Origin of the sequence: Comamonas sp. UBA7840 (assembly GCF_002501455.1) — a bacterium.
In the GTDB taxonomy this organism is placed as follows: Bacteria; Pseudomonadota; Gammaproteobacteria; order Burkholderiales; family Burkholderiaceae_C; genus Comamonas; species Comamonas jiangduensis.
In genome coordinates this window covers 95,325-120,003 of the sequence record NZ_DLTI01000004.1, presented here as the reverse complement: position 1 = coordinate 120,003, position 24,679 = coordinate 95,325, and the positions used below count along the sequence as shown (strand labels likewise).

Here is a 24,679-nt window from a genome sequence, read left to right as displayed (position 1 = left end):
TCCTCGCATAAACTCGGGCAGTAGTTTCAATGCAATGGTGGGTAAGCAACCGCAGGCACTTTGTGCTGCATTGAAAGGCCAAAGCCACGGTGCTTGGCCTTTTTCCTTTGTGCGGCAAGCAGTTGCTGCGCTCAGGGTGTTTTTCTTTCGCGTCTCCAGCGCTTTCACCAGTTTTTTCTCATGGCCAAAATTTTCTGTATTGCCAACCAAAAAGGTGGCGTCGGTAAAACAACAACAGCAGTGAACTTGGCGGCAGGTTTGGCCAAGGTGGGCCAAAGGGTGTTGCTGGTGGATCTGGACCCGCAGGGCAATGCCACCATGGGCTCCGGCATTGACAAGCGCGCGCTGGAGTTGACGGTGTATGACGTGTTGCTGGAATCTGCCTCGATCCAGGAAGCGGCGGTGCTGGCCGAAAAGTGCGGCTACCACGTGCTAGGCGCTAACCGTGAACTCAGTGGTGCGGAGATTGAGTTGGTCGCACTGGAGCGCCGCAATGAGCGCCTGAAAGCTGCCTTGCAGGCCGCCGATGCAGACTTTGATTTTGTGCTGATCGATTGCCCCCCCAGCCTGTCCATGTTGACGCTCAATGGCCTGTGCGCGGCCCATGGCGTGATCGTGCCCATGCAGTGCGAATACTTTGCGCTGGAAGGGCTGACCGATCTGGTCAATACCATCAAGCAGGTGCACGCCAATATGAACAAAGAGCTCAAGATCATTGGCCTGCTGCGTGTGATGTTCGACCCCCGTACGACGCTGCAACAGCAGGTGAGTGACCAGCTCAAGTCGCACTTTGGCGACAAGGTGTTTGACTCGGTGATCCCGCGCAATGTGCGTTTGGCGGAAGCCCCCAGCTACGGCTTGCCCGGTGTGGTGTTTGATGCCTCCGCCAAGGGCAGCAAGGCGTTTGTGGACTTTGCCAAAGAGATGGTCCAGCGCATCAAAACCATGTGAATTTATAAATAAAACAACCCTCTAACGTAGGTGCAGCAAGCGCTGGCAGCTATAGAAATCACTTGTGACTGATTCCAACCCTTCCCCACAGGTACTGCTGCTGCCAGGCTGGCAGAACTCCGACGCAGACCACTGGCAAAGCCGCTGGGAGCAGCGCTATGGCTACACCCGTGTGCAGCAGCACGACTGGCAACGTCCGCTGCGGGGCGACTGGTCGATCCAGCTGCAAGAAGCGGTGCTGGAGAGCGAGCGCGAAGTGGTGCTGGTGGCGCACAGTCTGGGCTGCATTCTGACGGCTTGGTGGGCAGTGCATTCGCCGTTGGCAAAGACCCGGGTGAAGGCGGCGCTGCTGGTGGCGCCCGGTGATGTGGAGCAGGCGGATTTGCGCAATGTGCTGCCGGGTTGGTCGCCGGTGCTGCTGCAGCGTTTGCCGTTTGCGAGTGTGCTGGTGGGCAGCCATAACGACCCGTATTGCAGCTGGTCGCGTGCGCAGCAGATGGCCCATGCATGGGGGGCACGCCTGGTCGATGCGGGGGCTGCTGGCCATATCAATACCGACAGCGGGCTGGGTGACTGGGATGCAGGCCATGCCTTGCTGCAACAACTGATGAAAGATGAACGCCATGGTGACTAAGAAACCCAAGGGCCTGGGTCGTGGCCTGGAGGCCTTGTTAGGCCCCAAAGTGCAAGAGGCACCTGCAGCGGCTGCCGCATCGGATGTGCCCAGCACCTTGCCGGTGACCGAGATGGTGGCAGGCCAGTACCAGCCGCGCACGCGCATGGACGAAGGCGCGCTGTATGAACTGGCCGAGAGCATCAAGGTCCAGGGCATCATGCAGCCGATTCTGGTGCGCAAACTGACCCAGGGCGAATACGCAGGCAAGTACGAAATCATTGCGGGGGAACGCCGCTACCGTGCTTCCAAGCTGGCAGGGCTGGACACCGTGCCCGTGCTGGTGCGCGATGTGCCCGATGAAGCCGCCGCCGCCATGGCGCTGATTGAGAACATTCAGCGTGAAGACCTCAATCCGCTGGAAGAGGCCCAGGGCTTGGCGCGCCTGGTCAGGGAGTTCAACTACACACACGAGCAAGCGGCGCAATCGGTGGGACGTTCGCGCTCGGCAGCGTCCAACTTGCTGCGCTTGCTGAACTTGGCTGAGCCGGTGCAAACCATGCTCATGGCCGGCGATGTGGACATGGGCCATGCCCGTGCGTTGCTGGCACTGGACAAGGCCGAGCAAATCACCGCCGCCAACCAGATCGCGGCCAAAAAACTGTCGGTGCGCGAGGCCGAAGGGCTGGTCAAAAAGATGGCGGAAGCGGGCGATGGCACGACAGCCGTCAAAGCCAAGAAAGTGGCCAAATCGCGCGACGTGCAGCGTGTGGAAGAAGAGTTGTCGGACTTGCTGATGGCGCAGGTGGAAGTACGCGTGAAAAAACGCGTCAAACGCCACGGCAAGCTGCAGGACATGGGGGAACTGGCAATCCAGTTTGGCTCGCTGGAAGAGCTCAACGGCTTGATTGAAAAGCTGCGCGGTTAAGTGCGGCGTTTCTCGTCCTCATCAAAAAAGGCCTTCGCATGAAGGCCTTTTTTGATAAGGAATCAGGTTTACTTGCCCACTTTGAGCTGACCGCCCTTGCCCAGGCCGCCCTTGACTTCCTGGGCCTTGTAGTTGCGCAGCGAAACCACCATCTTGTTGTACGCATCCATAAATGCCGCGACCGAGGCTTTGCCTTCGGGCGTGCGCGAGAAACCGCTCAGGCCGCCGGCCGCACCACCGCCAAAGGCACCCAGCGCCGCGCCATAGTTGGTGGCGGTGGCATTGCCTTCCGAGATGGACAGTTGCACGCCAGAGCGGATGTCGTACATGGTCATGGTCACGACCGACTGCTTGCTTTGCAGATTGCCTGCCAGCTGACCGGCAACGCCGCCAAATAAACCTCCGAGACCTGCCGCCAAGCCGCCTACGGATTCGTTGTTGATGATGATGGCGGGCTCCAAATAGTAGTCTGCTGCTACGCGCTGGCCTTTTTGCTGGCGCGATCCGGCGCGGAACTCGCCCGAGTTGCGCTGTTTGTCCGTGATGGCGCTGAGTTTGCTTTCGGTGCGGTTGTTGCCGATGGACGTAATCACAAAGCAGTTGGATTGCTGCACTGCCAGGCGAATCAGCGGCTCAATGGTGGTCACTTGGGTGGCGGCGCCAAAGCTGGCATACCAATCCTTGCCACGGCCATCGTCCACGGCCAGCGTGCCCAGTGGGGCATCACAGCGCTCCAGAGACTCATTGGCATTGACGCTGCTGGAGCCGCCTGCGGCTCCCGTGGCAGCTGTGCCAGCGTTGCCGGTGCTCAGCAAGCCACCACCACCGGGGGTGACACAGGCGGACAGCAGCAAAACCGATGCGGCGCTGAGCAGAGACAAAGTTTTTTTGGACATGGCAATCGTTCTCTTTCTTAGAAAATAGAGATAGTGAAGGGTGCAACGGGTGTTGCAGGCGATCAAGGCAGGTACCAGCGGGAGCCTCTCCAGTGCCAGTAATACGGTGCTGTGCTGTACCAGTACCCCCAGGACTTGCGATCTGCTTCGCGGATTTGGTAATTGGTGTGCTCGTTCTGTTTAGCCGCTTGTGCTTGGGGGAGCAGACGCTGCGCTTCTTTATGGCCGTGTGCTGCGGCACGGGTGAGCCACGCCTCTGCTTCAGCAGGGTCTGCGCCCATTTCTTCAAAGCCCATCAAATAGATGCGTCCCAAAGCAAACTGCGCATCCACCAAGCCTTGGTCACCAGCCTTGCGCATCCACTCAATGGCCTGGTAGCTATCGCGTGCCACACCATCCCCGCGCAGCAGGCGCAGCCCCAAGTCATAGGCTGCCTTGGGATCTTTTTCGCCCAGCTGCTCCAGTGCAGCCAAACGGCGCTCGGCCTCAGGATCCGATGGTGCTTGCTGTCGCGTGATGGTGTCGCGGTGCTGGTCTACGCAGCTGTTGCCCGTGCACACGCGGACGGTTTCAGGCCGCGACAGTTGGGAGGATGGGGACTGTGACGCACACGCCGATAAGAAGGCGGTGCACAGGGAGAGCCAGACAAATTTTTTGGAAAGCATGAAGTCTCCTCCGCTATTTTTTTAATGGCGACATTCTTGTGGTTTTCTTTCGTTAGTGCACACATCGTTTCGTTTTGATACGTTTTGACGACATTTGACGATTTGTTGTCGAAAGTCATAGCCATGGGGCGCAGATACAGGCTTTGGGCATGAAGGTGCGCGCGCAGGTGCTTTGGTGCAACATCGCCCCATGCGTTTTTTGAACAATTGGATCTGGCCCTTGCCTGCGCTGCTGGTGTGGGTCTTGGCATGGGCGTGTTTTTCGCTGCTGCAGCAAGCAGGTCTTGCGCAGTGGGCTGCTGCGCTGGTGGTTTCTGGCGTGGGGCTGCTCAGTAGTCTTTGGGGGCAGACATGGTGGCGGCGCAGCATGCTGGCGCTGGGGTTCCCGCTGTCGTGGATGGTGTTGGCTGCAGGGAATCTGCCCGCTTGGCTGTGGCTGTTGCCACTGGGTGTTTTGCTGCTGGTCTATCCCCTGAACGCGTGGCGGGATGCCCCGGTCTTTCCCACGCCTGCAGGTGCACTGGATGGCCTCGCTGGCCACATTGCGCTGCCCGAAGGCAGCAAGGTACTGGATGCGGGCTGTGGCGTGGGCGATGGGCTGAAGGCGCTGCGCCGTGCGTGGCCCAGCGCTGCTGTTCATGGGGTGGAATGGAGCTGGCCTCTGCGCGGCGTGTGCGCGCTGCGCTGCCACTGGGCTACTGTGCGCCAAGGTGATTTATGGCAGAGCGACTGGTCGCAGTTTGAGTTGGTGTATCTGTTTCAGCGGCCAGAAACCATGAGCCGCGCGGCCGTGAAATCCCTGGGGGAAATGCGCCCAGGCTGCTGGCTGGTGAGTTTGAATTTTCCGATTCCAGACGTCACCCCCACCTACGTGGCAGAGCTGGACGACGGGCGTGAGGTCTATGCCTACCAAACGCCTTTGGCGGAGGTGGACCATGACAGTGTGGAGAGCGACGAAATCGCGGGCATGCTGCCTTTGCGCCCGCAAGGCGTTGTGGTCAACGGCCAGAGCCTGTACCCGCGCAAAGGCCGTCCGGGTGGACGGCGTCGTGGGCCCTAAACCATCGGCGGTGGGGCGTGCTGCTGGCCCAGGAAGGTGGCAGCCGTCATGCCCACGGTGCGTCGCACCAAGGCGCTGAAGGCGCTGGGGGTGTAGCCCAGCTCTGCCGCAATGTGCGCAATTGGCAACTGGCGTGCCGCCAGTGCGACGGCTTTGGCCAGTACGACCTGCTGGCGCCACTGGGTGAAGGTGCAGCCCAGTTCGGTACGAAACAAGCGTGCCACGGTGCGCAGACTGGCCCCGGTGTCCAAGGCCCAGGCTTCGAGTGTGTCGTGGCGCGTCGGATCTTCCAGTACCGCCTCGCACAGGTGTTTGAGGCGCTTGTCCTGCGGCAGGCGCACGCCCAGATGAATCACGGCAGCACGGCGGATTTCATCGCACACCAGTGCGCTCAGATGGCTTTCACGCGTTTGCTGGGCGGGTGACAGTGGCCCGGCATGGTCGCTGCCAATATCCATTTCCACCACCAGCGCCCGCAGCAGCGGGGAGGCTTCCATCACGCGGCACTCCTGCCATTCCGCATCGTCCATCCAGCGGGCCTGCGCGCCGCCGCCATGCGCTTGTGGCAGAAAGTACAGCGTGTACAGGCAGGCGGTTTCCACCATGGTCACCGCATGTTGCACGCCTGGAGGTACCCAAACGGCGCGGTGCGGCGGCACGATGTAGGTGGCGTTGGCCAGCGAGAGCTTGATCACCCCGCCCGTGGAGATGGCCAGCTGCGCCCACGGATGGGTGTGGGGCATGATCAGCGTGTCTTTGTCCAGCTCGCGCATTTTGGAGCGCACAGGGCGCCCCGGATGAGGCTGGTACAGCTGCGGATCAAGTATCGGAATATGCGCCAGGGTGCGGGCGTTTCGGTGTGGATTGACCCCGGGGGCCGCAACCGGCAAGGTGGCAGAAGTGGACATGGTGCATGGGTTGGCAGATTTGCGATAGCTTTTGGCAGACTATCGCATACCTGCCGCAGGCTTGCTGCCTAAGATGCCATCCATGACTGCTTCTGTGAATGTTCCCGCTCCCGAGCGCCGTGATGCGCGCACCATTGGCCTGGTGGGTTTGGCCCATGGTTCTTCGCACTTTTTCCACCTGCTGTTGCCGCCACTGTTTCCGTGGCTGATTGCAGACTTTGACACCAGCTACTCGCAGCTGGGCGTCATGGTGTCGCTGTTTTTCATTGTCTCGGGCACCGGGCAAATGCTCTCGGGCTTTCTGGTGGACAAGGTGGGCGCGCAGCGTGTGATGTTTGCCGCACTCAGCAGCTTTGTGGTGGCGGGGCTGGTGGCTGCCGTGGCGCAGAACTACGCCATGCTGCTGGCAGCTTCATTCTTTGCCGGGTTGGGCAATGCGCCGTTTCACCCTGTGGATTTCACCATTTTGAACAAACGCGTGACGGCCAAAAACATCGGCCATGCGTTTTCGGTGCATGGCATCTCCGGCAATATCGGCTGGGCCACCGCGCCCGTGTTCATGCTGGGCATCACCACCGCCACGGGCTCCTGGCGCATGGCGTGTGCGTGTGGCGCACTGTTTGCGGCGCTGGTGCTAGTCACCATGTGGTGCAACCGCCGCTGGCTGGATGACAAGGCCTTTGACAGCGCTACGGCGCCCAAAACCCAGGCGGCAGCCAGTGGGGCCGATGCCAGCCCGTTCGCCTATCTGAAGCTGCCTGCCGTGTGGATGTGCTTTGCCTTCTTTTTCTTCAGCACCGTGGGCTTGAGCGCCATCCAGAACTACGCCAGCACGGCCCTGCACCTGATGTATGGCTTGCCGCTGACGCAGACGGCCCTGGTCGTCACCGGCTTTATGTTGTGTGGCGCCGTGGGCATGGTGGGCGGTGGCTTTTTGGCGCAGCGCGTGCAGCGGCTGGAGAAAATCATTGCCACCTTCTTGCTGCTGGCGGCGGGGTGCCTGGCGCTGGTGGCTACGGGCTGGCTGCCCGGCATGGCGGCGCTGGTGGTGGCTTCGGCCGCAGGTTTTGGCCACGGGCTGGCCGGCCCTTCACGCGACATGCTGATCAAGCGCGCCACCCCAGCCGGTGCTACCGGGCGCGTCTACGGCACGGTGTATTCGGGGCTGGACAGCGGCTTTGCCGTGGCAGCGCCCATGTTTGGCTGGATGATGGACCACCAGATGCACAGCCAAGTCTTTTTTGGCGCGGGCATCGCGTTGGCGGTGAGCGTGCTGGCTGCCAGCGCGGTGGGGGTGCAACTGCACCATAAAAATAAAACAGGAGCGGCTGCCGCACGTCCTGCTTAAGTTTTCAATATATTTGGCTTTGAAAGCCAAAAAGGGAGCACGCAAGGTGCTCCCTTTTTTATTGCTGTGACGGTGCGGATATGCCACTGCAATCCGTGGCGCCTGCGGCCGCTGCGTTATTGCGCGCTGATGCCTTTGTCGCTGGCAATCTTGCTCCAGCGGGCATAGTCATGGGCCAGCCGTGCTTTCATGGTGGCGCCGTCCTGGTAGCGAACAATGGCCCCAGCTGCCAGCATTTTCTTTTGCAGCGCGGGGTCGGCCAAGGCCACTTTCAGCTCCTGGTTCAGGCGGTCCACCACGGCTTGTGGGGTGCCCAGCGGCGCGATCAGGCCGCCCCAGGTGTCGGCATCAAAACCGGGGAAGCCCTGCTCGGCCACCGACTTCACGCCGGGCAGCAGCAGCTTGGCCTGCTCGGAACTGACGGCAATCGCACGCAGCTTGCCTGCCTGGATGTGGGGCAGGGCGGCCACCACGTCGGCGAACATCACGGGGATCTGGCCACCGATCAAATCGGTCACGGCCGGGGCGCTGCCGCGGTAGGCCACGTGCTGCATGTCAAAGCCGCCCAGATCTTTGAGTTGCTCCATCGACAGATGGCCAAAGCTGCCGGTGCCCGAGCTGGTGAAGTTCAGCGGGGGCTCGGCCTTCTTGGCGTGGGCAATCAGGCTGGGCAGGTCCTTCACGTCCGGCAAGACGCGCGGGTTGATGATGATGGCCATGGGCAGGTCATACACCGTGGCGATCGGCAGAAAGTCCTTGCGCACGTCGTACAGGTTGTTCTTGTAGAGCACCGGCGCCAGCAGCGCAGGCATGCCAAACATGGACAGGTTGTAGCCGTCGGCGGGCGACTTGATGAAGATGGACGTGCCCACCGAGCCCGAGGCCCCGGCACGGTTTTCAATGATCACGTTCTGGCCCAAACGCTCGGACAGGCTTTGCGCCACCAGGCGGGCGGCGGTGTCGGTGGGGCCGCCGGGCGGGAAGGCCACCACCATCTTGATCATTTTTTCGGGCCACTGGCCGGCAGCCTGGGCCGGTGCCAGCAGGCCGCTGGCCAGGGCGGCGCCACATGCCAGCAAGGCGCTGCGGCGGCTGAGGGCGGATGGGGTGGTGGTGCGAGCGGGGTTGCGTTGCATGGTTTTGTCTCCGTGGTGCAAAAAATGTTGTTGTTGTGAGGGGGAAAGGTCAGGTCAGATGACCTGCTGCTGACGCAGTGCCGCCACGGCCTCGGGCGCCATGCCCAGCAGCTCGTGCAGCACCTCGTGGGTGTGCTGCCCCAGATGGGGCGGCGGGCGGCGCACAGGCAGGCGCTGGCCGTCCATGGCGTAGGGCGGGGCCAGCACCGCTTGGGGGCCTGCCTCGCTGTCGTCAAAGTGGTGCAGCAGGCCGGCTTCGTGCGTGCGCTCGGACTGCAGCGCCTCCAGCAGGCCACACACTTCACCGCAGGGGATGTGCGCGGTGCGCAGCTTGTGCAGCAACTCGGCGCGGGTAAAGCGCTGCAGCGCGGCTTCAATCATCGGCATCAGCGTGGCGCGGTGCGCGGAGCGGGCCACGTTCGTGGCAAAGCGCTCGTCCGTGGCCCAATCGGGCTGGTCGATCACCTCGGTGCAAAAGCGCACAAACTGGCCGTTGTTGCCCACGGTGATCACCAGCGGGCCATCGGCCGCTTCAAACACGCCATAGGGCACGATGGAGGGGTGGGCGTTGCCGAACTTGGGTGGGTCGCCCGCCTGCAGCAGCGCTTCCATGCCGTAGTAGCTGGTAATCATCAGCCCGCAGTCGTACAGCGCCATCTGCACGTGGCGGCCCGTGCCGGTGCGCCCGCGCTCCAGCAGCGCAGCCAAAATGGCCTGGGCGGCATACATGCCGGTGAACATGTCCACGGCGGCCACGCCAAACTTGAGCGGGCCCTGGCCCGCCTCGCCGTTCATGGCCATGATGCCGCTTTCGCCTTGCACCACCAGGTCGTAGCCGGGGCGCTGGGCCTCGCTGCCGCTGCGGCTGTAGCCCGAGATGGAGCAGTAGACCAGGCGCGGGTTCAGGGCTGTGAGCTGTTCGTAGCCCAGGCCCAGCTTCTCGGCGCCGCCCACTTTGAAGTTCTGCACCACCACGTCGCACTGTGCGGCCAGCGCGCGCGCCACCTGCAGGCCCGCTTCGGACTGCAAATCCAGCGTGATCGAGCGCTTGTTGCGGTTGGCGCTGTTGAAGTAGGAGGTGTTGCGCGTGCCCACGCGCACGCCCCAGTCGCGGGTGTCGTCGCCGCGTGCCGGGTGCTCGACCTTGATCACATCGGCGCCAAAGTCAGCCAGTGCCATGGCGCACATCGGGCCCGCCAGCACGCGGGAAAGATCCAGCACGCGAATGCCGGCCAGGGGTTGGAGAGAGGAAGAAGATGTCATGCCTGTGGTTCTCATCACCTGCGGGGCAGGCGACTGGGGTAAGGCATGGATTCTGGATATGTTTAATTATTTTGACAATTGTGCTGATAATTGAAATATATGTTGATTGAAAGTTGACAATGGATGTGAATGCTTTGGGCCTGCTGGTGGAGATCATTGACGCGGGCAATCTGAGCCGCGCTGCGGCCCGCCTGGGCATGAGCCGTGCGAATGTGAGCCACCGGCTGGCGCAGTTTGAGCGTGATTTGGGCCAGCAGCTGCTGCGCCGCACCACGCGCCAGATTGAGCCCACCGAACTGGGGCGCCGTCTGTATGAGCATGGCCGCAGCATTCGCCATGAGCTGGCCGCCGCCGATGAATCGGTGGCCGCGCTTGGCCAGGCGCTGCAAGGCCGGGTGCGCCTGAGCGTGCCCAGCGGCTATGGCCAGCTCGCCATGGCGGGCTGGCTGACGGACTTCATGCGCAGCTACCCCGGCATTGCGCTGGAGGTGATTTTTGACAACGCCATCGAAGACCTGATGGATGGCCGCGTGGACTGCGCGGTGCGCGTGATGAACGACCCGCCGGAGCACCTGGTGGCACGCCATCTGGGGCCCGTGGCCTACGTGGCCTGCGCCACCCCGGCCTGCCTGGCCGAGTGGGGCCAGCCGCAAACCCTGCAAGAGTTGCTGCACCTGCCGCTGATTACCTCGGCCCTGACCGAGCGCACCTTGCGCATGGCTGGGCTGCAGACCTTGGGTCAGGGCGATGCAGCGCTGCGCATGCGACTGGTGTCGCCCAACTTTTACTTTTTGCGCGAAGCCTTGCTGCAAGGGCTGGGTGTGGGCATCGTACCCGACTACATGGTGCGCGAATCGGTGGCCCAAGGGGCGCTGCAGGTGCTGCCCCTGCCTGCGGGCAGCCTCGACTTTTTGCGCACGCACAAATACCTGCTGTACATGCCCACGCGCTTTCAGACCCGGGCCATCCAGACCCTGACCGAGTTTGTGCACGAACGTGCGCTGGCCGAGGCGGTGTGAGCGGTGCTGGCGGATCGGGACATGCCCGCAGGTGTCCGCTGCGGCACAGACAGCGCCCATGGCGCTGCCTAGAGTGGTGCGCACGACCACCAGGAGACATCCCATGAGCCAAGCCCTTCCCGCATCCCCGGACATTCCCAGCGTGCAGCACCTGGTCAGCCCCGAAGAGTGGCAGTTGCGCGTCGATCTGGCCGCCTGCTACCGGCTGGTGGCGCTGTATGGCTGGAGCGATCTGGTCTTCACCCACATCAGCGCGCGCCTGCCGGGACCGGAGCACCACTTTCTGATCAACCCCTACGGGCTGATGTTCGACGAGATCACGGCATCCTCGCTGGTGAAGGTGGACATGCAGTGCAACAAGCTGATGGATTCACCGTTCCCGGTGAACCCGGCCGGCTTTGTGATCCACAGCGCCGTGCATGCCGCGCGCGACGACGTGCAGTGCGTGCTGCACACCCACACACGGGCGGGCGTGGCGGTGAGTGCGCAGCAGCATGGCGTGCTGCCTATCAGCCAGCAAAGCACGTTTGTGCTGGCCTCGCTGGCCTACCACGACTACGAAGGTGTGGCCTTCCGTGACGATGAGAAGCCGCGGCTGCAGGCCGATATGGGGCGCGCCAATTTTCTGATGCTGCGCAACCATGGCCTGCTGACCTGTGGGCGCAGCATTGCCGATGCGTTTTTGTCGATGTACACCTTTGAAGCGGCGTGCAAGATCCAGGTCGATGCCCTGGCTGGCGGCACCGAGCTGACGCAGGTGAACCCCGCCATCGTGCAGGGTGTGGCCCACGCCTCCAGGGTGCAGACCGGAGGCATGGGCGGGGCGTTTGTCTGGCCATCGCTGCTGCGCAAGCTGGACCGTGAATCGCCGGGCTACTGCCACTGAAAAAACGCAAAAAAATTCGCCACCCCACCGGATGGCGAGTTCAAGCAAAAAGAGCTTGTCACGCGCTCTGCGAGCGCACGACAAGCTCTTGGTTTGAGAGCGAAACGCTGAGGCCAGCGGCTTTTACAGCGTGAAGATCTTGCCCGGGTTCAGGATGTTCTTGGGGTCCAGCGCCTGCTTGATGGCGCGCATCATCGCAATCGCGCCGTCGCCGCATTCCTCGCGCAGGAAGTCCTGCTTGTGGATGCCGATGCCGTGCTCGCCGGTGCAGGTGCCTTCCATGGCGATGGCGCGGCGCACCAGGCGGTGGTTCAGGTCTTCGGCGCGGGCGCGCTCGTCGGCGCTGTCGGGGTCGATCAGGTAGCCGAAGTGGAAGTTGCCGTCGCCCACGTGGCCGACCAGGAAATAGGGCAGGCCGCTGGCATTCACCTCGTCGATGGACTCCAGCAGACAGTCCGCCAGGCGGCTGATGGGCACGCAGGTGTCGGTGGTGATGGAGCGGCAGCCGGGGCGGCTCTGGATGCCGGCAAAGTAGGCGTTGTGGCGCGCGGTGAACAGGCGCGTGCGCTCCTCGGGGGTGTCGGCCCATTCAAAGCCCTGGGCGTTGAATTCGGACGCAATGTCCTGCACCAGCTCGGCCTGCTCCTTCACGCCGTTGGGCGAGCCGTGGAACTCCATCAGCAGCATCGGTTCCTCGCGCAGGGTGAGGTTGCTGTGCTTGTTGACCATGGCCACGGTGGCGGCGTCCACCAGCTCCACACGCGCGATCGGCACGCCCATCTGGATGGTCTGGATCACGGTGTGCACGGCGTCGGCCATCGTGGGGAAGGAGCACACGGCGGCGCTCACCGCCTCGGGCAGCGGGAACAGGCGCAGCGTGATCTCGGTGAAGATGCCCAGCGTCCCTTCGCTGCCCACCATCAGGCGCGTCAGGTCGTAGCCCGCCGCGCTTTTCTTGGCGCGGTTGCCGGTGCGGATGACCTCGCCGCTGGCGGTCACCACCTCTAGCGCCAGTACGTTCTCGCGCATGGTGCCGTAGCGCACGGCATTCGTGCCGCTGGCGCGCGTGGCGGTCATGCCGCCGATCGACGCATCAGCCCCGGGGTCGATGGGGAAAAACAGGCCCTGGTCCTTGATGGCATCGTTGAGCTGCTTGCGCAGGATGCCGGGCTGCACGGTGACTGTCATGTCCTCGGCGTTGACGCGCAGCACCCGGTTCATGCGGCTGACGTCGATGCTGATGCCGCCTTGCACGGCCAGCAAATGCCCTTCCAGCGAGGAGCCGGCGCCGTAGGCGATCACGGGCACGGTGTACTGGTCGGCCAGCTGCACGGCATCGGCCACGTCCTGTGTGCTTTCGGCATAGACCACGGCCACGGGCGGCGGGGCCTGAATGGAGCCTTCGTCACGGCCGTGCTGCTCGCACACGGCCTGGGCGGTGGAGCACTGCTGGCCAAAACGGGACTTCAGCGCCTGCAAAAAAGCGGGGGAAATAGCACGGGGCTGCAAGTGCAGGGAAGAGGTGGGGGCGTTCATCATGGACTCCAAAAACACCCAAAAAGAATACCACCGGCATTTGCGGCGCAGCGCCCGTAAAAGGGCGCTGCGGCATTCGTCAAGCGGGGATGCGGCTGCCAAGGCGTATGACCTTGGTGCGTTGAGTGGGCGCGCTCAGAGGCGTCCAAAAGATCCTGCTATGTATGCCTTTCATACGTGCTGCCTGCGGCTTCACGCCCCGTCTTGGGCGCCCAACCTGGATGGGCGGAGTGGAGTGTCCGGCGCTTATTCGTGGCGCTGGGCGTTGAGCAAGAACTCTTCCAGCGAAATCTGGCCGTTGCCATCGCGGTCCCACTGCTCAAACTGTTCCGACACACTGGGCAGGTTTTTGGCTTCCGCGCGGGAGAGCTGTCCATCGCGGTTCACATCGCTGCGCATGAACACTTCCGAAGGCGTCAGTGCCTTGGCGGTGAGGGTGGGCTGCGCGCTGGCGTCGGGGGTGGAGGGCGGTGCCGCTTGCGCGAAGACTGCGGTGGTGCCGCCCAAGGTCAGGCTGGTAAACAGCACCACGCTGCGCAGGTCAAAAGCATGGAGGTGGCGGTTATTGCTTGGCATCTGTGTGCTCCTTGGCAAGTTCAACATGCGGCCATTGCACCGAACCCGGCCCACTATGTCCATGATTTTTGCGGGCTGTTTCCTGCACCAACATTCGCCTGCACCATGTAACGCACAATGGCCGCTACGGCCCGCTGGCGGGCATTCAATGAGGAGTTTTTGATGGGCAATCGCCTTACACAAATTGCCACGCGCACCGGGGACGACGGCACCACGGGCCTGGGCGACAACACCCGTGTTTCCAAAAACAGCGGCCGCCCGCATGCCATGGGCGATGTGGACGAGCTGAACAGCCACATCGGTCTGCTGCTGTGCGAGCCCTTGCCTGCGGAGGTGCGCGAGGTGCTGGTGCAGGTGCAGCACCAGCTGTTCAACCTGGGCGGTGAGATTGCGATGCCCGGCTATGAGTTGCTCAAAGACGATGCGCTGCTGCAGCTGGATGAAGCCTTGGCGCACTACAACGCCCAGCTGCCGCGCTTGCTGGAATTCATCCTGCCTGCGGGCACCCGCGCTGCGTCGCAGGCCCATGTCTGCCGCACCGTGGCGCGCCGCGCCGAGCGCAGCGTGGTGGCGCTGCAAGAGCAGGAGGCGATGCGCCCCGCACCGCGCCAGTATTTGAATCGCTTGTCGGATTTGCTGTTTGTGCTGGCCCGCGTGCTCAACCGCATGGATGGCGGCGACGATGTGTACTGGAAGAGCGAGCGCCTGGCGCAGATGCAAAGCACTGACTGAGGCAGACACTCTGCGACATATGTAAAAAAAGGAGCTGCCTGCGCGCTTGCAAGCTGGTTTTTCAGGGCGTTTAATCCTTAAAACCAAGCCAGATGAGCGCGGGCAGCTGCAAGCGGCGGGTTTGTCAACTGGCCTTGGTGGCCGGCGATTGCTGTCTCCGCGTGCATCCCGTGGTGGTAGCGCGGCAGGCCGCGCGCTACGTATTTAAGCCTTGGGTGGCAGGATGGCCATGGTGATGCGGGAGACGCAGGTGGGCTTGCCGTCATCGCCCACCATGTCGATTTGCCAGACTTGCGTGGTCTTGCCAATGTGCACGGCTTTGGCGGTGCCGGTAACCCAGCCGCTGCGCGCGGAACGCAGGTGGTTGGCGTTGATATCCAGGCCCACGGCCAAGTGACCTTCGGGTGCCGCGTGGTAGGCGGCGATGGAGCCCAGGGTTTCAGCCAGCACCACGCTGACACCGCCATGCAGCAAGCCAAACGGCTGCTTGGTGCGGTGGTCCACCGGCACGCGGCCTACCAGGTAGTCATCGCCCACCTCGGTGATTTCAATGCCCAAATGCTCGACCGCTGTGTGGGCGTTGCGAGCGTTGATGTCGGCCAATTGCGTGGGTTTGAGCCAGATCGACATGTCGGTGTTCTCCAAAGCAATAAGGCCACATGATGTGGCCTTGTGCGGGGTCGGCGTGTGTACTTGGTGACAGCGTTTTAGAAAGCGTGTGCGTAGCGCAGCTGTACAAAATTGATGCCGGGGTTGGGGTTTTGGATGCCCGCGTTGGAGGCATGCTGCAGCCGCAGCGACAGCTCGTGCGCACGCTGGTGCCCAAAGTTCATACCGACCCCCACATGGCTGGCGAAGTTAAAGCGGGTGCCCATGCGCTGGCCGTCGTTATACAGCCGCTTGCCTGTGGCCATGATGCTGGTGCCAGCCTCCACAAACCAGGGCGATGTACCTTGTGCCCCACGCCAGCGCAGGCTGGGGCCGATCCCCAGCGCAGCGGTGGTGAAGCGGTGGTTGTTGAGGTCTTTGTTGGACCAGCCGCCAAGCCAGATGTCCCAGTGGCCGCGTACTTGGCCGCTGCCTAAAGACCATGCCCCGTTTTTCCAGGGCAGCGTCGTACCGAGGACGGCGGCATGGCTGCTTTCCTCGCCTTGGGCGATTTGCAGATACCACGTGGGGCGTGCGTCCAGATCCTGTGCGTACACCGTGTGGGATGTGATGCAGATGGCCAGTGCCAAGCCGGCATATATCTTGGGTTGCATAAAGTCTCCGAAAACCGACAGGGAGCACCCTCAGTGCCCAGTGGACTTGTGTGTTGTATGGCAAAAATTGTGCGCACCCCTGTAAAACAGAGTTGTCCGCAGGGGGCTTGTCGTGGTGTGAGCCAGCAGGCACTGGCGCAGCGCACAATACGCGGTTTCCCCGCGTCTGATAGAGGAATTTGCCTTGTCCCCCGCCCACACCGTTTTGCAAGATGTCTTTGGCTACGAAGCCTTTCGCGGCCCGCAGCAAGCCATCGTTGAGCATGTGGTGGCAGGGGGTGATGCGCTGGTGCTCATGCCCACGGGCGGCGGTAAAAGCCTGTGCTACCAAATCCCCGCCATCGTGCGCCAGCAGCAAGGGCAGGGCGTGGCGATTGTGGTATCGCCCCTGATTGCGCTGATGCACGACCAGGTCGGGGCGCTGCATGAAGCGGGCGTGAAGGCGGCATTTCTCAATTCTTCGCTGGACTGGCAGCAGGCGCAGGATGTGGAATGGCAGATGCAAAGCGGCCAGCTCACGCTGCTGTATGTGGCACCAGAGCGCCTGGTCACGCCGCGTTTTTTGGGGCTGCTGGATGACCTGTACGCCAACGGCCAGTTGGGCCTGTTTGCGATCGACGAAGCGCATTGCGTGAGCCAGTGGGGGCATGACTTTCGCCCTGAATACCGGGCGCTTTCCGTGCTGCATGAGCGCTATGCGGGTGTGCCGCGCATTGCGCTCACAGCCACGGCCGATGCACTGACCCGCGCCGATATCGTCGAGCGCCTGCACCTGGAGCAGGCGCAGCAGTTTGTCAGCAGCTTTGACCGCCCCAATATCCGCTACACGATTGTCGAGAAAAAAGACGTCACCAACCAGCTGGTACGCTGGATCAAGCACGAGCACGAGGGCGAAGCCGGCGTGGTGTACTGCCTCTCGCGCCGCCGCGTGGAAGAGCTGGCGCAAACGCTGCAGGACCACGGTATCAACGCCTTGCCCTACCACGCTGGGTTGCCCGGCGATATGCGCCAGCTGCACCAGAACCGCTTCTTGCGCGAAGACGGGATTGTGGTGGTGGCCACGATTGCGTTTGGCATGGGCATCGACAAGCCCGATGTGCGCTTTGTGGCGCACGTGGACATGCCGCGCAACATCGAAGGCTACTATCAGGAAACCGGCCGCGCGGGCCGCGATGGCCTGCCTGCGCAGGCGTGGATGGCCTATGGCATCTCCGATGTGGTGAACCAGCGCCGCATGATTGACGAGGGCAATGCCGAAGAGGTGTTCAAGGACGTGCTGCGCGGCAAGCTCGATGCCTTGCTGACGCTGGCCGAAGCCACCGACTGCCGCCGGGTGCGCCTGCTGCAGTACTTTGGCGAGCAGTCCGAGCCCTGCGGCAACTGCGACAACTGCCTGCACCCCCCCGCCATCTGGGACGGCACCGATGCCGCGCGCAAGTTGCTGTCCACCATTTACCGCGTGCACGAGATGAGCCAGCTGACGTTTGGCGCGGGCCACATCATGGACGTGGTGCGCGGCAAAACCACCGAGAAAGTCACGCAGTATCTGCACGACAAAGTCTCGGCCTTTGGCGTGGGCAAAGAGTATTCGGAGCAGCAGTTGCGCGGCGTGATGCGCCAGTTGCTGGCCACGGGCGCGCTGGGCCTGCACAAGGTCACCAGCGAGAACAGTGGCCATGTATTTGACACGCTCACGCTCACGCCGCAGTCGCGCGCCGTGCTGCGCGGCGAGGTGAAAGTTTTGCTGCGCGAATCGGTGGCAGCCCAGCGCACGCGCAGCAACAAGCGCACCACACCAACGAGTGCAGCGGCCATCAACCTGGGGCCTGATGCGCAGGTGCGCTTTATCAACCTCAAGGCCTGGCGGGCCGAGGTGGCCAAAGCGCACGATTTGCCGGCCTATGTCATCTTCAACGATGCCACCCTGGTGGGCATTGCCGAGCGCAATCCGCAGACCTTGGCAGACTTGCAAGGCATCAGCGGCATTGGTGCCAAAAAGCTCGAAGCCTATGGCGCCGAGGTGCTGCGCGTGGTGAGCATCAGCGGCTAGCGTTGACCCTGTAGCTGCGCCTCCCCCACGCTTTTAGACTGCGTGTTCCGTCTGGGAGGTGTGCCATGAACCCTTGGGAAACGCACGAAGTCCACAACCAGTTTGATGAGCTGAGGGACGTGAACTTGCTGGGCGCTGACCCAGCCTTGCAGGAGGCATTGGCCCGTGCGGGGGCGCAGGCCTGGGTGCCGCAGTTGCACCGGTATGCCCACGATCTCGGGTCTTCAGCCGTGTGGGAACTGGCGCATTGGGCCAATACTGCGGGCCCGCAATTGCAGCGCTTTGATGCACGCGGGCGCTTGCGCGAAACGGTGGAGTTTCATCCCGCATGGCATGCCCTGCTGGGCATGTACCGCGCGCAAGGCTTGGTCAGCCTGCCGTTTGACAACGCGCAGCCGGGCCGCTTCAGTGCCTGGGCCGCGGGCTTTTACCTGCACGGGCAGGTGGAGCAGGGCACGCTGTGCCCCGCCACCATGACCACGGCGGCGATTGGGCTGCTGCGCCAAGAGCCTGCGTTGTGGGCGCAGCTCAAGCCTGGTTTGTTCAGCCCCAGTTATGACAGCCGTGACCTGCCTTGCAGCCAGAAAACATCGCTGTGGATCGGGATGGGCATGACGGAAAAGCAAGGCGGCTCGGATGTGCGTGCCAACACCACCACGGCCACGCCTGTGGCAGCGGGTGGGCGCGGTGGTACATACCTGCTGCGCGGTCACAAATGGTTTTTCTCGGCCCCCACCAGCGATGCGCATCTGGTCGTGGCGCAGCTGGCCGATGGCAGCGGCCCTGCTTGTTTGTGGGTGCCGCGCTGGCGCCCGGATGGCACGCGCAACAGCATTCGCATTCAGCAGTTGAAAGACAAGCTGGGCAACCGCAGCAATGCCAGCAGCGAGGTGGAGTTTCAAGACGCCTGGGGCGTGCTGGTGGGTGAGGAAGGGCGTGGCATTCCCACCATCATCGAGATGGCGGCCATGACGCGCCTGAACTGCGTGCTCGGCAGTGCCGCCATCTTGCGCACGGCCACCGTGCAGGCGCTGGCCTATGCGCGCCAGCGTCAGGCCTTTGGCAAGGCGCTGGTGCAGCAACCGTTGATGCGCAATGTGCTGGTGGATCTGGCGCTGGAAAGCGAAGCCGCCATGACGCTGGGCATGCGCCTGGCACAGGCCTTTGAGCACGCGGCCTCCCCGCTGGAGCAGGCCTGGAAGCGCATTCTCACTCCCGCAGCGAAATTCTGGATCTGCAAGCGCGCAACGGCGCTGGTGGCCGAGGCCATGGAAGTCATGGGTGGCAACGGCTATGTGGAGTGCAGCGTCATGGCGCGCCTGCTGCGCGAGGCGCCGGTCAATTCCATCTGGGAAGGCTCGGGCAACATCATGTGCCTGGATGTGCTGCGCGCGCTGGCGCGTGACCCTGAAGGCGCTGCCTGCTTGTTGCACGATCTGCAGCAGCACTCCGAGGGTGTGCCGGTGCTGCACAACACTTTGCAGGCGCTGGCAGCGGCGCTGCGCCAGCCCGCCGCACAGCTCGAGGCCCAGGCGCGCCACTGGGTGCAGCAACTGGTGCTGGTGGCACAAGCGGGCTTGTTGCTGCGGCACGCGCCCCAGGCCGTGGCGCAGGCCTTTGTGCGCTCCAGGCTGGGCTCCAGCAGCTGTGGCTGGGTGGTGGGGGCTCTGGATGTGCAGGGCGGTGATGTCGAGGCCATTTTGCAGCGCGCATTGCCGCAATGAAAAGAACGTAGCAGCTTGCGCACATCTAAAGCCAGTTTGCGATTGCTTTCATGCTGAAAGTAAGGCGATGCATGCGCTGGCTGCTTCAATATTTGAAAAGAATTTTGCAACCACACGGGCTTCACCAGCGCACACATTGCGCCAGAATGTGCAGACCATGCTGAGTTATTCCGATATCCAAGCCGCTGCCGTTCGTTTGCGCGACCACATCTTGCGCACGCCCTGTGTGGAGTCAAAAACCCTCTCGCACATCGTCGGTGCGCAGGTGTTTTTGAAATTTGAAAACCTGCAGTTCACCGCCTCGTTCAAAGAGCGTGGCGCGTGCAACCGCCTGCAGCTGCTGAGCGCGGAAGAAAAAGCGCGCGGCGTGATCGCCATGAGTGCGGGCAACCACGCCCAGGGCCTGGCCTACCACGCCCAGCGCACGGGGGTGCATGCCGTCATCGTGATGCCGCGCTTTACACCCGGCGTGAAGGTGGAGCGCACGCGCGGCTTTGGCGCAGAAGTGGTGTTGCATGGCGACACGCTGGAAGCCGCACGCCAGCATGCCTACCAGCTGGCAGCGCAGCGCCAGCTGACCTTTGTGCACCCGTTCGATGACGAAGCGGTGGCCGCTGGCCAGGGCACGCTGGCGCTGGAGATGCTGGCCGATCAGCCTGACCTGGATACGCTGGTGGTGGCGATTGGCGGAGGCGGCCTGATTGCAGGCGTTGCCACCGCAGCCAAGGCCCTCAAGCCCGAGATACGGGTGGTGGGGGTGCAGACCGAGCGCTTTCCCTCCATGCTCAACGCGGTGCAAGGCAGCCACCTGCCCATGGGCACATCCACCATTGCCGAAGGCATTGCGGTGGCCACGGCCGGCACTATCACCCAGGCGGTAGTGCGTGAGCGCGTGGACGAGTTGCTGCTGGTGGACGAAGGCGATATTGAGCAGGCGGTACTCATGCTGCTGGAGATTGAGAAAACCCTGGTCGAAGGCGCAGGCGCAGCAGGGCTGGCAGCGCTGATTCGCCACCGTGAGAAGTTCCAGGGTCAGAAAGTGGGCTTGGTGTTGTCAGGGGGCAATATCGACCCGCTGCTGCTGGCGGCCATCATTGAGCGCGGTATGGCGCGCTCTGGGCGGCTGGCGCGCATCCGCGTGAGCGCACGCGATGTGCCCGGCGTGCTGGCCAAAATCACTGCCACGGTTGCCGAGGCTGGCGCCAACATCGAAGAGGTGCACCACCAGCGCGCCTTCACCTTGCTGGCGGCGCAAAACGTCGATATTGATCTGGTGCTGCAAACGCGCAATGTGCAGCACATTGAAGACGTGTTGCAGGCACTGCGCGCCGGCGGCATGGAGGCCACGCGGCTGTAAAGCCTTTTGCAGTCCGGGCCCCGGCCTCAGGGTTAGCCAGTGCGCGCGGGCCGGGCTGCCTGCCTAGAATGAACCGCAACTGGCCGTCGGCCCGGCGCCGGTTCTTGTTCAACGCTTTGCAGTGAGGAGGTTGCGCCCATGAATGATTCCCATGATCCTGCCACACCCCAGCCGCCCGAAGATGCGGTCGAAGCGGTCGTGCCCCTGATCCCCGTGGTCCTGCCCCTGGTGGGCGCGGCCATGATGTTTTTACTGGCCTTTATTGCGGTCACCATGGCCTAGGCTGAAAAGCGCTTTTCAGCGGTGCACATCCATAAAAAAACCAGCTGCAAGGCAGCTGGTTTTTTTGTGGGTGCAGCGTGGCTTAGATGCGCATGTCGCCGGTATCCATGAAGCGCTGGTGCCAGCTCAGCGCCTCGGTCAGGATGTGCGGCGTGTGCTGTGCGCCTTGGTGGCGGGCGCGGTCAAAGTAGTCCTGCAACTGGTCGCGGTAGTCCGGGTGTGCACACTTTTCAATGATGACTTTGGCGCGCTGCTTGGGCGACAGCCCGCGCAAATCGGCCAGACCTTGTTCGGTGACGATGATCTGCGTGTCGTGCTCGGTGTGATCCACGTGCGAGCACATGGGCACGATGCAGCTGATCTTGCCGTCCTTGGCCACCGAGGGCGTGACAAAGAACGACAGGTAGCCGTTGCGCGCAAAGTCGCCCGAGCCGCCGATGCCGTTCATCATGCCCGTGCCCATGACGTGGGTGGAGTTGATGTTGCCGTAGATGTCGGCCTCGATCATCGAGTTCATGGCGATGATGCCCAGACGGCGCACCAGCTCAGGGTGGTTCGAGATTTCCTGCGGGCGCAAGATGATGCGCTCGCGGTAGAAGTCGATGTTGTCCTCAAAGTCCTTGTAGGCCGCTGCAGACAGCGAGATGGACGTGGCCGAGGCCTTGGTCATCTTGCCTGCGCGCAGCAGGTCCAGCATGCCGTCTTGCAGCACTTCGGTGAAGCCCAGCAGGTTCTCGAACGGGCCGGTCAGCAAACCGGCCAGCACGGCATTGGCCACATTGCCCACGCCCGACTGGATGGGCAGCATTTCCTTGGGCAGGCGGCCCATCTTCATCTCGTGCGAGAGGAAATCGATGATGGAGGCCGCGATGGTGTTGGACTGCGCATCGGGCGCTGCAAACACGTTGTCACGGTCGCCCTTGTGGGTTTCCACCACGGCAATCACCTTGGCGGGGTCGACACGCAGGTACTGCTCACCAATGCGGTCATCGGCATGCGTCATGCTGATGGGCATGCGGCGCGGTGGAATGGCGGTGCCGTAGTAGATGTCGTGCATGCCTTCCATCTTCGAGGGTGGCTTGGTGTTCACTTCCAGGATCACCTTGTCCGCAATTTCCAGCCAGGTCTTGTTGTTGCCCACGGCGGTTGACGGAATCAGCAGACCATCGGCGGTCACGCCCAGCACTTCCACAACCGCAATGTGCATGTGGCCCAGGAAGCCAAACCAGGCGTGCTGGGCCACGTGCGACAGGTGCATGTCGATGAAGTCGATCTCGCCGCTGTTGATGGCCTTGCGCGCGATCGGGTCGGTGTTAAAGGGCAGGCGCTGGCCGAGGGCGTGTGCTTCGGCCATCACGCCATCGCATTCAGCAGCGGTGGAAGCGCCGGTCCATACATTGATCTTGTAGGGATTGCCTGCGGCATGCTCAGCCTTGGCGCGGGCTGCAATCGCCTGGGGCAGCGCCTTGGGGTAGCCCGCACCGGTAAAGCCGCTCATGCCCACGTTCACGCCGTGTGGAATCAGGGCTGCGGCCGCTTCGGCCGACATGAGAAGGTTATTAAATTGTGGGTAGCGCACGCGCTCTGCCAGGCTCATCGAGGTTTCTCCAACTTTGCAAAAACAAGCCGCCTGTGGCGGCGGCTTTGTAGGGGCTGTGCAACTGCAATAGCAAGGTTTTTTCTCATCGCGGGCACCACGCGGTGCGCTGCGCAGGGTCTTGCGTGCAGCAGTTCTACAGGCTCCAATCTCCGGGGGTGATGGTATCAGTGTTAACCCTCTGCTACAGAATAGCGGGTATGGCTGGGTGTGTATCTAACCTATTGTTATTACGTGCGATACCAGGCAGCGATCGCTTACTTTACAGCGCAATGGCTTGCTCTTGGGAATGCTGCGGTGCAGCATGAGTGGGCAAAAAAAACCGACCTGCATGCAGGTCGGTGGTGCGCATCAGCCGCAGGGCGCGGCATGCGGTGCGCTTAGTTCGTCTTGGCGCGGTTCAGTAGTGCGTACAGCAAGATGGCGCCAAACGTGGCGCAACCAATACCGCCCAGGGCGAAGTCGCCAAATTTCAGCGTGAACTCGCCAGTGCCCAAAATCAGGGTGATAGCCGCCACGATCAGGTTTTTGGTGTCCGAGAAGTCCACCTTGTTGTCCACCCAGATCTTGGCACCCGCAATCGCGATCAGACCGAACACCACGATGGACACACCGCCCATCACGGGCAGCGGAATCGCCTGAATCAGTGCGCCAAACTTGGGGCTAAAGCCCAGGAGCACCGCCAAGATGGCAGCCACCATGAACACGGCGGTCGAGTAGATGCGGGTAGCGGCCATGACGCCGATGTTCTCCGCATAGGTGGTCACGCCCGTGCCGCCGGCTGCGCCCGAGACCATGGTGGCCACGCCGTCACCGATGAAGGCCCGGCCCATGTACTGGTCCAGGTTCTTGCCGGTCATGGCGGTCACGGCCTTGATGTGGCCCAGGTTCTCGGCCACCAGGATAATGACCACGGGAACGATCAGCAGCATGGCGTTGGCTTCAAACACGGGCGAGTGGAAGGCGGGCAGGCCAAACCATGCCGCATTCGCCACACCGCTCAGGTCCACCGGCTTGCCCAAGCCCATGCCGTTGGTCAGCACGGCGTAGATGATGCTGGCCACAATCAGGCCAATCAAAATCAGCAGGCGCTGCAGCATGCCCTTGGTGAACACGGCCACCAGTGCCACGGACACAAAGGTCACCGCCTGCATCCAGGCTTCAAAGTTGTTGGCCGCCATGTTCTTGACGGGAATGGCCGCCAGATTCAGGCCAATCACCGCCACCACGGCACCGGTCACGACCGGGGGCATGAAGCGTTCAATCCAGCCCGTGCCCACCAGGTGCACTACGACACCAATCAAGGTGTAGACCAAGCCGCACATGATGATGCCGCCCAGTGCCACGCCAATGTTGCCGTTGGCGCCCTGGCCTGCAAAGCCGGTGGCGGCAATCACCACGCCGATGAAGGCAAACGACGAGCCCAGGTAGCTGGGCACTTTGCCGCCGGTGATGAGAAAGAAGATAAGCGTGCCAATACCGCTCATCAGCACGGCCACGTTGGGGTCAAAGCCCATGAGGATGGGGGCCAGCACGGTCGAGCCAAACATGGCGATCACGTGCTGAATGCCCATCAGGCCGGTTTGTGTCCAGGGCAGGCGCTCATCAGGCCCAATGACGCCGCCGCCTTGCAGCACGGCTGGGGACTTTTCAGTCCAGGAAAACATTCCCATTTGTATGGCTCCGTAAAAATTGCTGGCGCGATGTTAGAGGCTTTCGCGCGCGCGCGACACCGCCGGGCAGCGCACACGTGTTGCCATGTCAGATAAGTGGAAGCAGAGAGCGTGCCAGCGTGGTTTTTGCTTGGCTTTGTTTTTAGGAGCATGTGGCGCAAGTGTTTGCTCGCATTGAGGCGCCTAGGGCTTCAAAAGCAAGCAAACACCAGCGCTA

At 62.5% G+C, this 24,679-nt stretch carries 23 protein-coding genes; 12 read left to right on the top strand and 11 right to left on the bottom strand.

Translation table 11 applies throughout. From position 1 onward, the window contains the following. Window positions 1–180: 180 nt before the first annotated feature. The 3 genes from B3R00_RS01140 (at window position 181) to B3R00_RS01130 (ending at window position 2,492) form a co-directional block, all read left to right on the top strand. The gene (locus tag B3R00_RS01140) at window positions 181–951 is read left to right on the top strand and encodes a ParA family protein (RefSeq protein WP_219163382.1); all 771 of its coding nucleotides are present in this window, start codon (window positions 181–183) and stop codon (window positions 949–951) included. 64 nt (window positions 952–1,015) lie between these two features. Continuing rightward, complete coding sequence (locus tag B3R00_RS01135; protein ID WP_286996931.1) at window positions 1,016–1,585, top strand: RBBP9/YdeN family alpha/beta hydrolase; 570 nt, start codon at window positions 1,016–1,018, stop codon at window positions 1,583–1,585. After that, window positions 1,575–2,492, top strand: a complete 918-nt coding sequence (locus B3R00_RS01130; RefSeq protein WP_286996929.1) for a ParB/RepB/Spo0J family partition protein — start codon at window positions 1,575–1,577, stop codon at window positions 2,490–2,492. Before B3R00_RS01135 ends, B3R00_RS01130 begins: the two co-directional genes overlap by 11 nt. Window positions 2,493–2,560: 68 nt before the next feature. Here B3R00_RS01130 and B3R00_RS01125 read toward each other — a convergent pair whose 3' ends face one another. Both B3R00_RS01125 and B3R00_RS01120 read right to left on the bottom strand, forming a co-directional pair. Next, a complete protein-coding gene (locus B3R00_RS01125) occupies window positions 2,561–3,388 on the bottom strand; it encodes a hypothetical protein (protein ID WP_286996927.1) in 828 nt (275 codons plus the stop codon). 62 nt (window positions 3,389–3,450) lie between these two features. Next, window positions 3,451–4,053, bottom strand: a complete 603-nt coding sequence (locus tag B3R00_RS01120; protein WP_286996926.1) for a tetratricopeptide repeat protein — start codon at window positions 4,051–4,053, stop codon at window positions 3,451–3,453. A 190-nt stretch (window positions 4,054–4,243) separates the two neighbouring features. On the opposite strand from B3R00_RS01120, the gene B3R00_RS01115 reads away from it, so the two are divergent. After that, a complete protein-coding gene (locus tag B3R00_RS01115; protein ID WP_286996925.1) occupies window positions 4,244–5,113 on the top strand; it encodes a class I SAM-dependent methyltransferase in 870 nt (289 codons plus the stop codon). Here B3R00_RS01115 and B3R00_RS01110 read toward each other — a convergent pair. Then, window positions 5,110–6,021 (bottom strand): AraC family transcriptional regulator, encoded by a 912-nt coding sequence (locus B3R00_RS01110; protein ID WP_286996924.1) that lies wholly within the window; start codon window positions 6,019–6,021, stop codon window positions 5,110–5,112. The two genes, B3R00_RS01115 and B3R00_RS01110, sit on opposite strands and share 4 nt — an antisense overlap. A 73-nt stretch (window positions 6,022–6,094) precedes the next feature. Between B3R00_RS01110 and B3R00_RS01105 the strand changes: the two genes are divergently transcribed. Beyond that, on the top strand, window positions 6,095–7,369 hold the full coding sequence (locus tag B3R00_RS01105) for an MFS transporter (protein ID WP_376747654.1): 1,275 nt from the start codon (window positions 6,095–6,097) through the stop codon (window positions 7,367–7,369). Window positions 7,370–7,485: 116 nt separating this feature from the next. Here B3R00_RS01105 and B3R00_RS01100 read toward each other — a convergent pair whose 3' ends face one another. Together B3R00_RS01100 and B3R00_RS01095 are read right to left on the bottom strand one after the other, a co-directional pair. Continuing rightward, a complete protein-coding gene (locus B3R00_RS01100; protein WP_286996921.1) occupies window positions 7,486–8,505 on the bottom strand; it encodes a Bug family tripartite tricarboxylate transporter substrate binding protein in 1,020 nt (339 codons plus the stop codon). A gap of 54 nt (window positions 8,506–8,559) precedes the next feature. After that, complete coding sequence (locus B3R00_RS01095; RefSeq protein ID WP_286996919.1) at window positions 8,560–9,768, bottom strand: CaiB/BaiF CoA transferase family protein; 1,209 nt, start codon at window positions 9,766–9,768, stop codon at window positions 8,560–8,562. A gap of 119 nt (window positions 9,769–9,887) precedes the next feature. On the opposite strand from B3R00_RS01095, the gene B3R00_RS01090 reads away from it, so the two are divergent. Both B3R00_RS01090 and B3R00_RS01085 read left to right on the top strand, forming a co-directional pair. Then, window positions 9,888–10,787 carry a LysR family transcriptional regulator gene (locus B3R00_RS01090; protein WP_286996917.1) on the top strand — a complete coding sequence of 300 codons (900 nt, stop codon included), beginning with the start codon at window positions 9,888–9,890 and terminating at the stop codon, window positions 10,785–10,787. A 103-nt stretch (window positions 10,788–10,890) separates the two neighbouring features. Next, on the top strand, window positions 10,891–11,673 hold the full coding sequence (locus B3R00_RS01085) for a class II aldolase/adducin family protein (protein WP_286996916.1): 783 nt from the start codon (window positions 10,891–10,893) through the stop codon (window positions 11,671–11,673). 123 nt (window positions 11,674–11,796) lie between these two features. Here the strand turns inward: B3R00_RS01085 and B3R00_RS01080 are convergent, their stop codons facing one another. Together B3R00_RS01080 and B3R00_RS01075 are read right to left on the bottom strand one after the other, a co-directional pair. Beyond that, a complete protein-coding gene (locus B3R00_RS01080) occupies window positions 11,797–13,209 on the bottom strand; it encodes an FAD-binding oxidoreductase (RefSeq protein ID WP_286996915.1) in 1,413 nt (470 codons plus the stop codon). Window positions 13,210–13,455: 246 nt separating this feature from the next. After that, on the bottom strand, window positions 13,456–13,785 hold the full coding sequence (locus tag B3R00_RS01075) for an EF-hand domain-containing protein (protein ID WP_286996914.1): 330 nt from the start codon (window positions 13,783–13,785) through the stop codon (window positions 13,456–13,458). A gap of 162 nt (window positions 13,786–13,947) precedes the next feature. On the opposite strand from B3R00_RS01075, the gene B3R00_RS01070 reads away from it, so the two are divergent. Continuing rightward, window positions 13,948–14,517, top strand: a complete 570-nt coding sequence (locus B3R00_RS01070; protein WP_286996912.1) for a cob(I)yrinic acid a,c-diamide adenosyltransferase — start codon at window positions 13,948–13,950, stop codon at window positions 14,515–14,517. A 204-nt stretch (window positions 14,518–14,721) separates the two neighbouring features. Here B3R00_RS01070 and B3R00_RS01065 read toward each other — a convergent pair whose 3' ends face one another. Beyond that, the gene (locus B3R00_RS01065; RefSeq protein WP_286996911.1) at window positions 14,722–15,147 is read right to left on the bottom strand and encodes a hotdog fold thioesterase; all 426 of its coding nucleotides are present in this window, start codon (window positions 15,145–15,147) and stop codon (window positions 14,722–14,724) included. 77 nt (window positions 15,148–15,224) lie between these two features. Beyond that, window positions 15,225–15,779 carry an acyloxyacyl hydrolase gene (locus tag B3R00_RS01060; protein WP_286996909.1) on the bottom strand — a complete coding sequence of 185 codons (555 nt, stop codon included), beginning with the start codon at window positions 15,777–15,779 and terminating at the stop codon, window positions 15,225–15,227. Window positions 15,780–15,963: 184 nt separating this feature from the next. Here B3R00_RS01060 and recQ point away from each other — a divergent pair, with 184 nt between their 5' ends. From recQ to B3R00_RS01040, 4 genes are all read left to right on the top strand, one after another. Then, a complete protein-coding gene (recQ, locus tag B3R00_RS01055) occupies window positions 15,964–17,829 on the top strand; it encodes a DNA helicase RecQ (RefSeq protein ID WP_286996908.1) in 1,866 nt (621 codons plus the stop codon). Between the two features lie 65 nt (window positions 17,830–17,894). Next, window positions 17,895–19,553, top strand: a complete 1,659-nt coding sequence (locus tag B3R00_RS01050) for an isovaleryl-CoA dehydrogenase (protein ID WP_286996907.1) — start codon at window positions 17,895–17,897, stop codon at window positions 19,551–19,553. Next, window positions 19,501–20,910 carry a threonine ammonia-lyase gene (locus B3R00_RS01045; protein WP_349682255.1) on the top strand — a complete coding sequence of 470 codons (1,410 nt, stop codon included), beginning with the start codon at window positions 19,501–19,503 and terminating at the stop codon, window positions 20,908–20,910. Before B3R00_RS01050 ends, B3R00_RS01045 begins: the two co-directional genes overlap by 53 nt. A gap of 138 nt (window positions 20,911–21,048) precedes the next feature. After that, window positions 21,049–21,192 (top strand): hypothetical protein, encoded by a 144-nt coding sequence (locus B3R00_RS01040; RefSeq protein ID WP_174863209.1) that lies wholly within the window; start codon window positions 21,049–21,051, stop codon window positions 21,190–21,192. Window positions 21,193–21,274: 82 nt separating this feature from the next. On the opposite strand, the gene B3R00_RS01035 is transcribed toward B3R00_RS01040, so the two are convergent. Both B3R00_RS01035 and B3R00_RS01030 read right to left on the bottom strand, forming a co-directional pair. Then, window positions 21,275–22,789: an acetyl-CoA hydrolase/transferase family protein gene (locus tag B3R00_RS01035; RefSeq protein WP_286996904.1), complete on the bottom strand. Its 1,515-nt coding sequence runs from the start codon at window positions 22,787–22,789 to the stop codon at window positions 21,275–21,277. A gap of 380 nt (window positions 22,790–23,169) precedes the next feature. After that, window positions 23,170–24,462, bottom strand: coding sequence for a solute carrier family 23 protein (locus B3R00_RS01030; RefSeq protein ID WP_286996903.1), 1,293 nt, complete (start codon window positions 24,460–24,462; stop codon window positions 23,170–23,172). Window positions 24,463–24,679: the final 217 nt, after the last annotated feature.

Excerpts from the sequence above, each read along its gene's own strand:
- B3R00_RS01080 (WP_286996915.1), bottom strand. The coding sequence starts at position 13,209 with ATGAACGCCCCCACCTCTTCCCTGCACTTGCAGCCCCGTGCTATTTCC.
- B3R00_RS01085 (WP_286996916.1), top strand. The coding sequence starts at position 10,891 with ATGAGCCAAGCCCTTCCCGCATCCCCGGACATTCCCAGCGTGCAGCAC.
- B3R00_RS01045 (WP_349682255.1), top strand. The coding sequence starts at position 19,501 with ATGTGCAGGGCGGTGATGTCGAGGCCATTTTGCAGCGCGCATTGCCGC.
- B3R00_RS01115 (WP_286996925.1), top strand. The coding sequence starts at position 4,244 with ATGCGTTTTTTGAACAATTGGATCTGGCCCTTGCCTGCGCTGCTGGTG.
- B3R00_RS01050 (WP_286996907.1), top strand. The coding sequence starts at position 17,895 with ATGAACCCTTGGGAAACGCACGAAGTCCACAACCAGTTTGATGAGCTG.
- B3R00_RS01070 (WP_286996912.1), top strand. The coding sequence starts at position 13,948 with ATGGGCAATCGCCTTACACAAATTGCCACGCGCACCGGGGACGACGGC.
- B3R00_RS01065 (WP_286996911.1), bottom strand. The coding sequence starts at position 15,147 with ATGTCGATCTGGCTCAAACCCACGCAATTGGCCGACATCAACGCTCGC.
- B3R00_RS01120 (WP_286996926.1), bottom strand. The coding sequence starts at position 4,053 with ATGCTTTCCAAAAAATTTGTCTGGCTCTCCCTGTGCACCGCCTTCTTA.
- B3R00_RS01140 (WP_219163382.1), top strand. The coding sequence starts at position 181 with ATGGCCAAAATTTTCTGTATTGCCAACCAAAAAGGTGGCGTCGGTAAA.
- B3R00_RS01060 (WP_286996909.1), bottom strand. The coding sequence starts at position 15,779 with ATGCAACCCAAGATATATGCCGGCTTGGCACTGGCCATCTGCATCACA.
- B3R00_RS01075 (WP_286996914.1), bottom strand. The coding sequence starts at position 13,785 with ATGCCAAGCAATAACCGCCACCTCCATGCTTTTGACCTGCGCAGCGTG.
- B3R00_RS01095 (WP_286996919.1), bottom strand. The coding sequence starts at position 9,768 with ATGACATCTTCTTCCTCTCTCCAACCCCTGGCCGGCATTCGCGTGCTG.
- B3R00_RS01035 (WP_286996904.1), bottom strand. The coding sequence starts at position 22,789 with ATGAGCCTGGCAGAGCGCGTGCGCTACCCACAATTTAATAACCTTCTC.
- B3R00_RS01110 (WP_286996924.1), bottom strand. The coding sequence starts at position 6,021 with ATGTCCACTTCTGCCACCTTGCCGGTTGCGGCCCCCGGGGTCAATCCA.
- B3R00_RS01100 (WP_286996921.1), bottom strand. The coding sequence starts at position 8,505 with ATGCAACGCAACCCCGCTCGCACCACCACCCCATCCGCCCTCAGCCGC.
- B3R00_RS01090 (WP_286996917.1), top strand. The coding sequence starts at position 9,888 with ATGGATGTGAATGCTTTGGGCCTGCTGGTGGAGATCATTGACGCGGGC.
- B3R00_RS01130 (WP_286996929.1), top strand. The coding sequence starts at position 1,575 with ATGGTGACTAAGAAACCCAAGGGCCTGGGTCGTGGCCTGGAGGCCTTG.
- B3R00_RS01030 (WP_286996903.1), bottom strand. The coding sequence starts at position 24,462 with ATGGGAATGTTTTCCTGGACTGAAAAGTCCCCAGCCGTGCTGCAAGGC.
- B3R00_RS01040 (WP_174863209.1), top strand. The coding sequence starts at position 21,049 with ATGAATGATTCCCATGATCCTGCCACACCCCAGCCGCCCGAAGATGCG.
- B3R00_RS01125 (WP_286996927.1), bottom strand. The coding sequence starts at position 3,388 with ATGTCCAAAAAAACTTTGTCTCTGCTCAGCGCCGCATCGGTTTTGCTG.
- B3R00_RS01105 (WP_376747654.1), top strand. The coding sequence starts at position 6,095 with ATGCCATCCATGACTGCTTCTGTGAATGTTCCCGCTCCCGAGCGCCGT.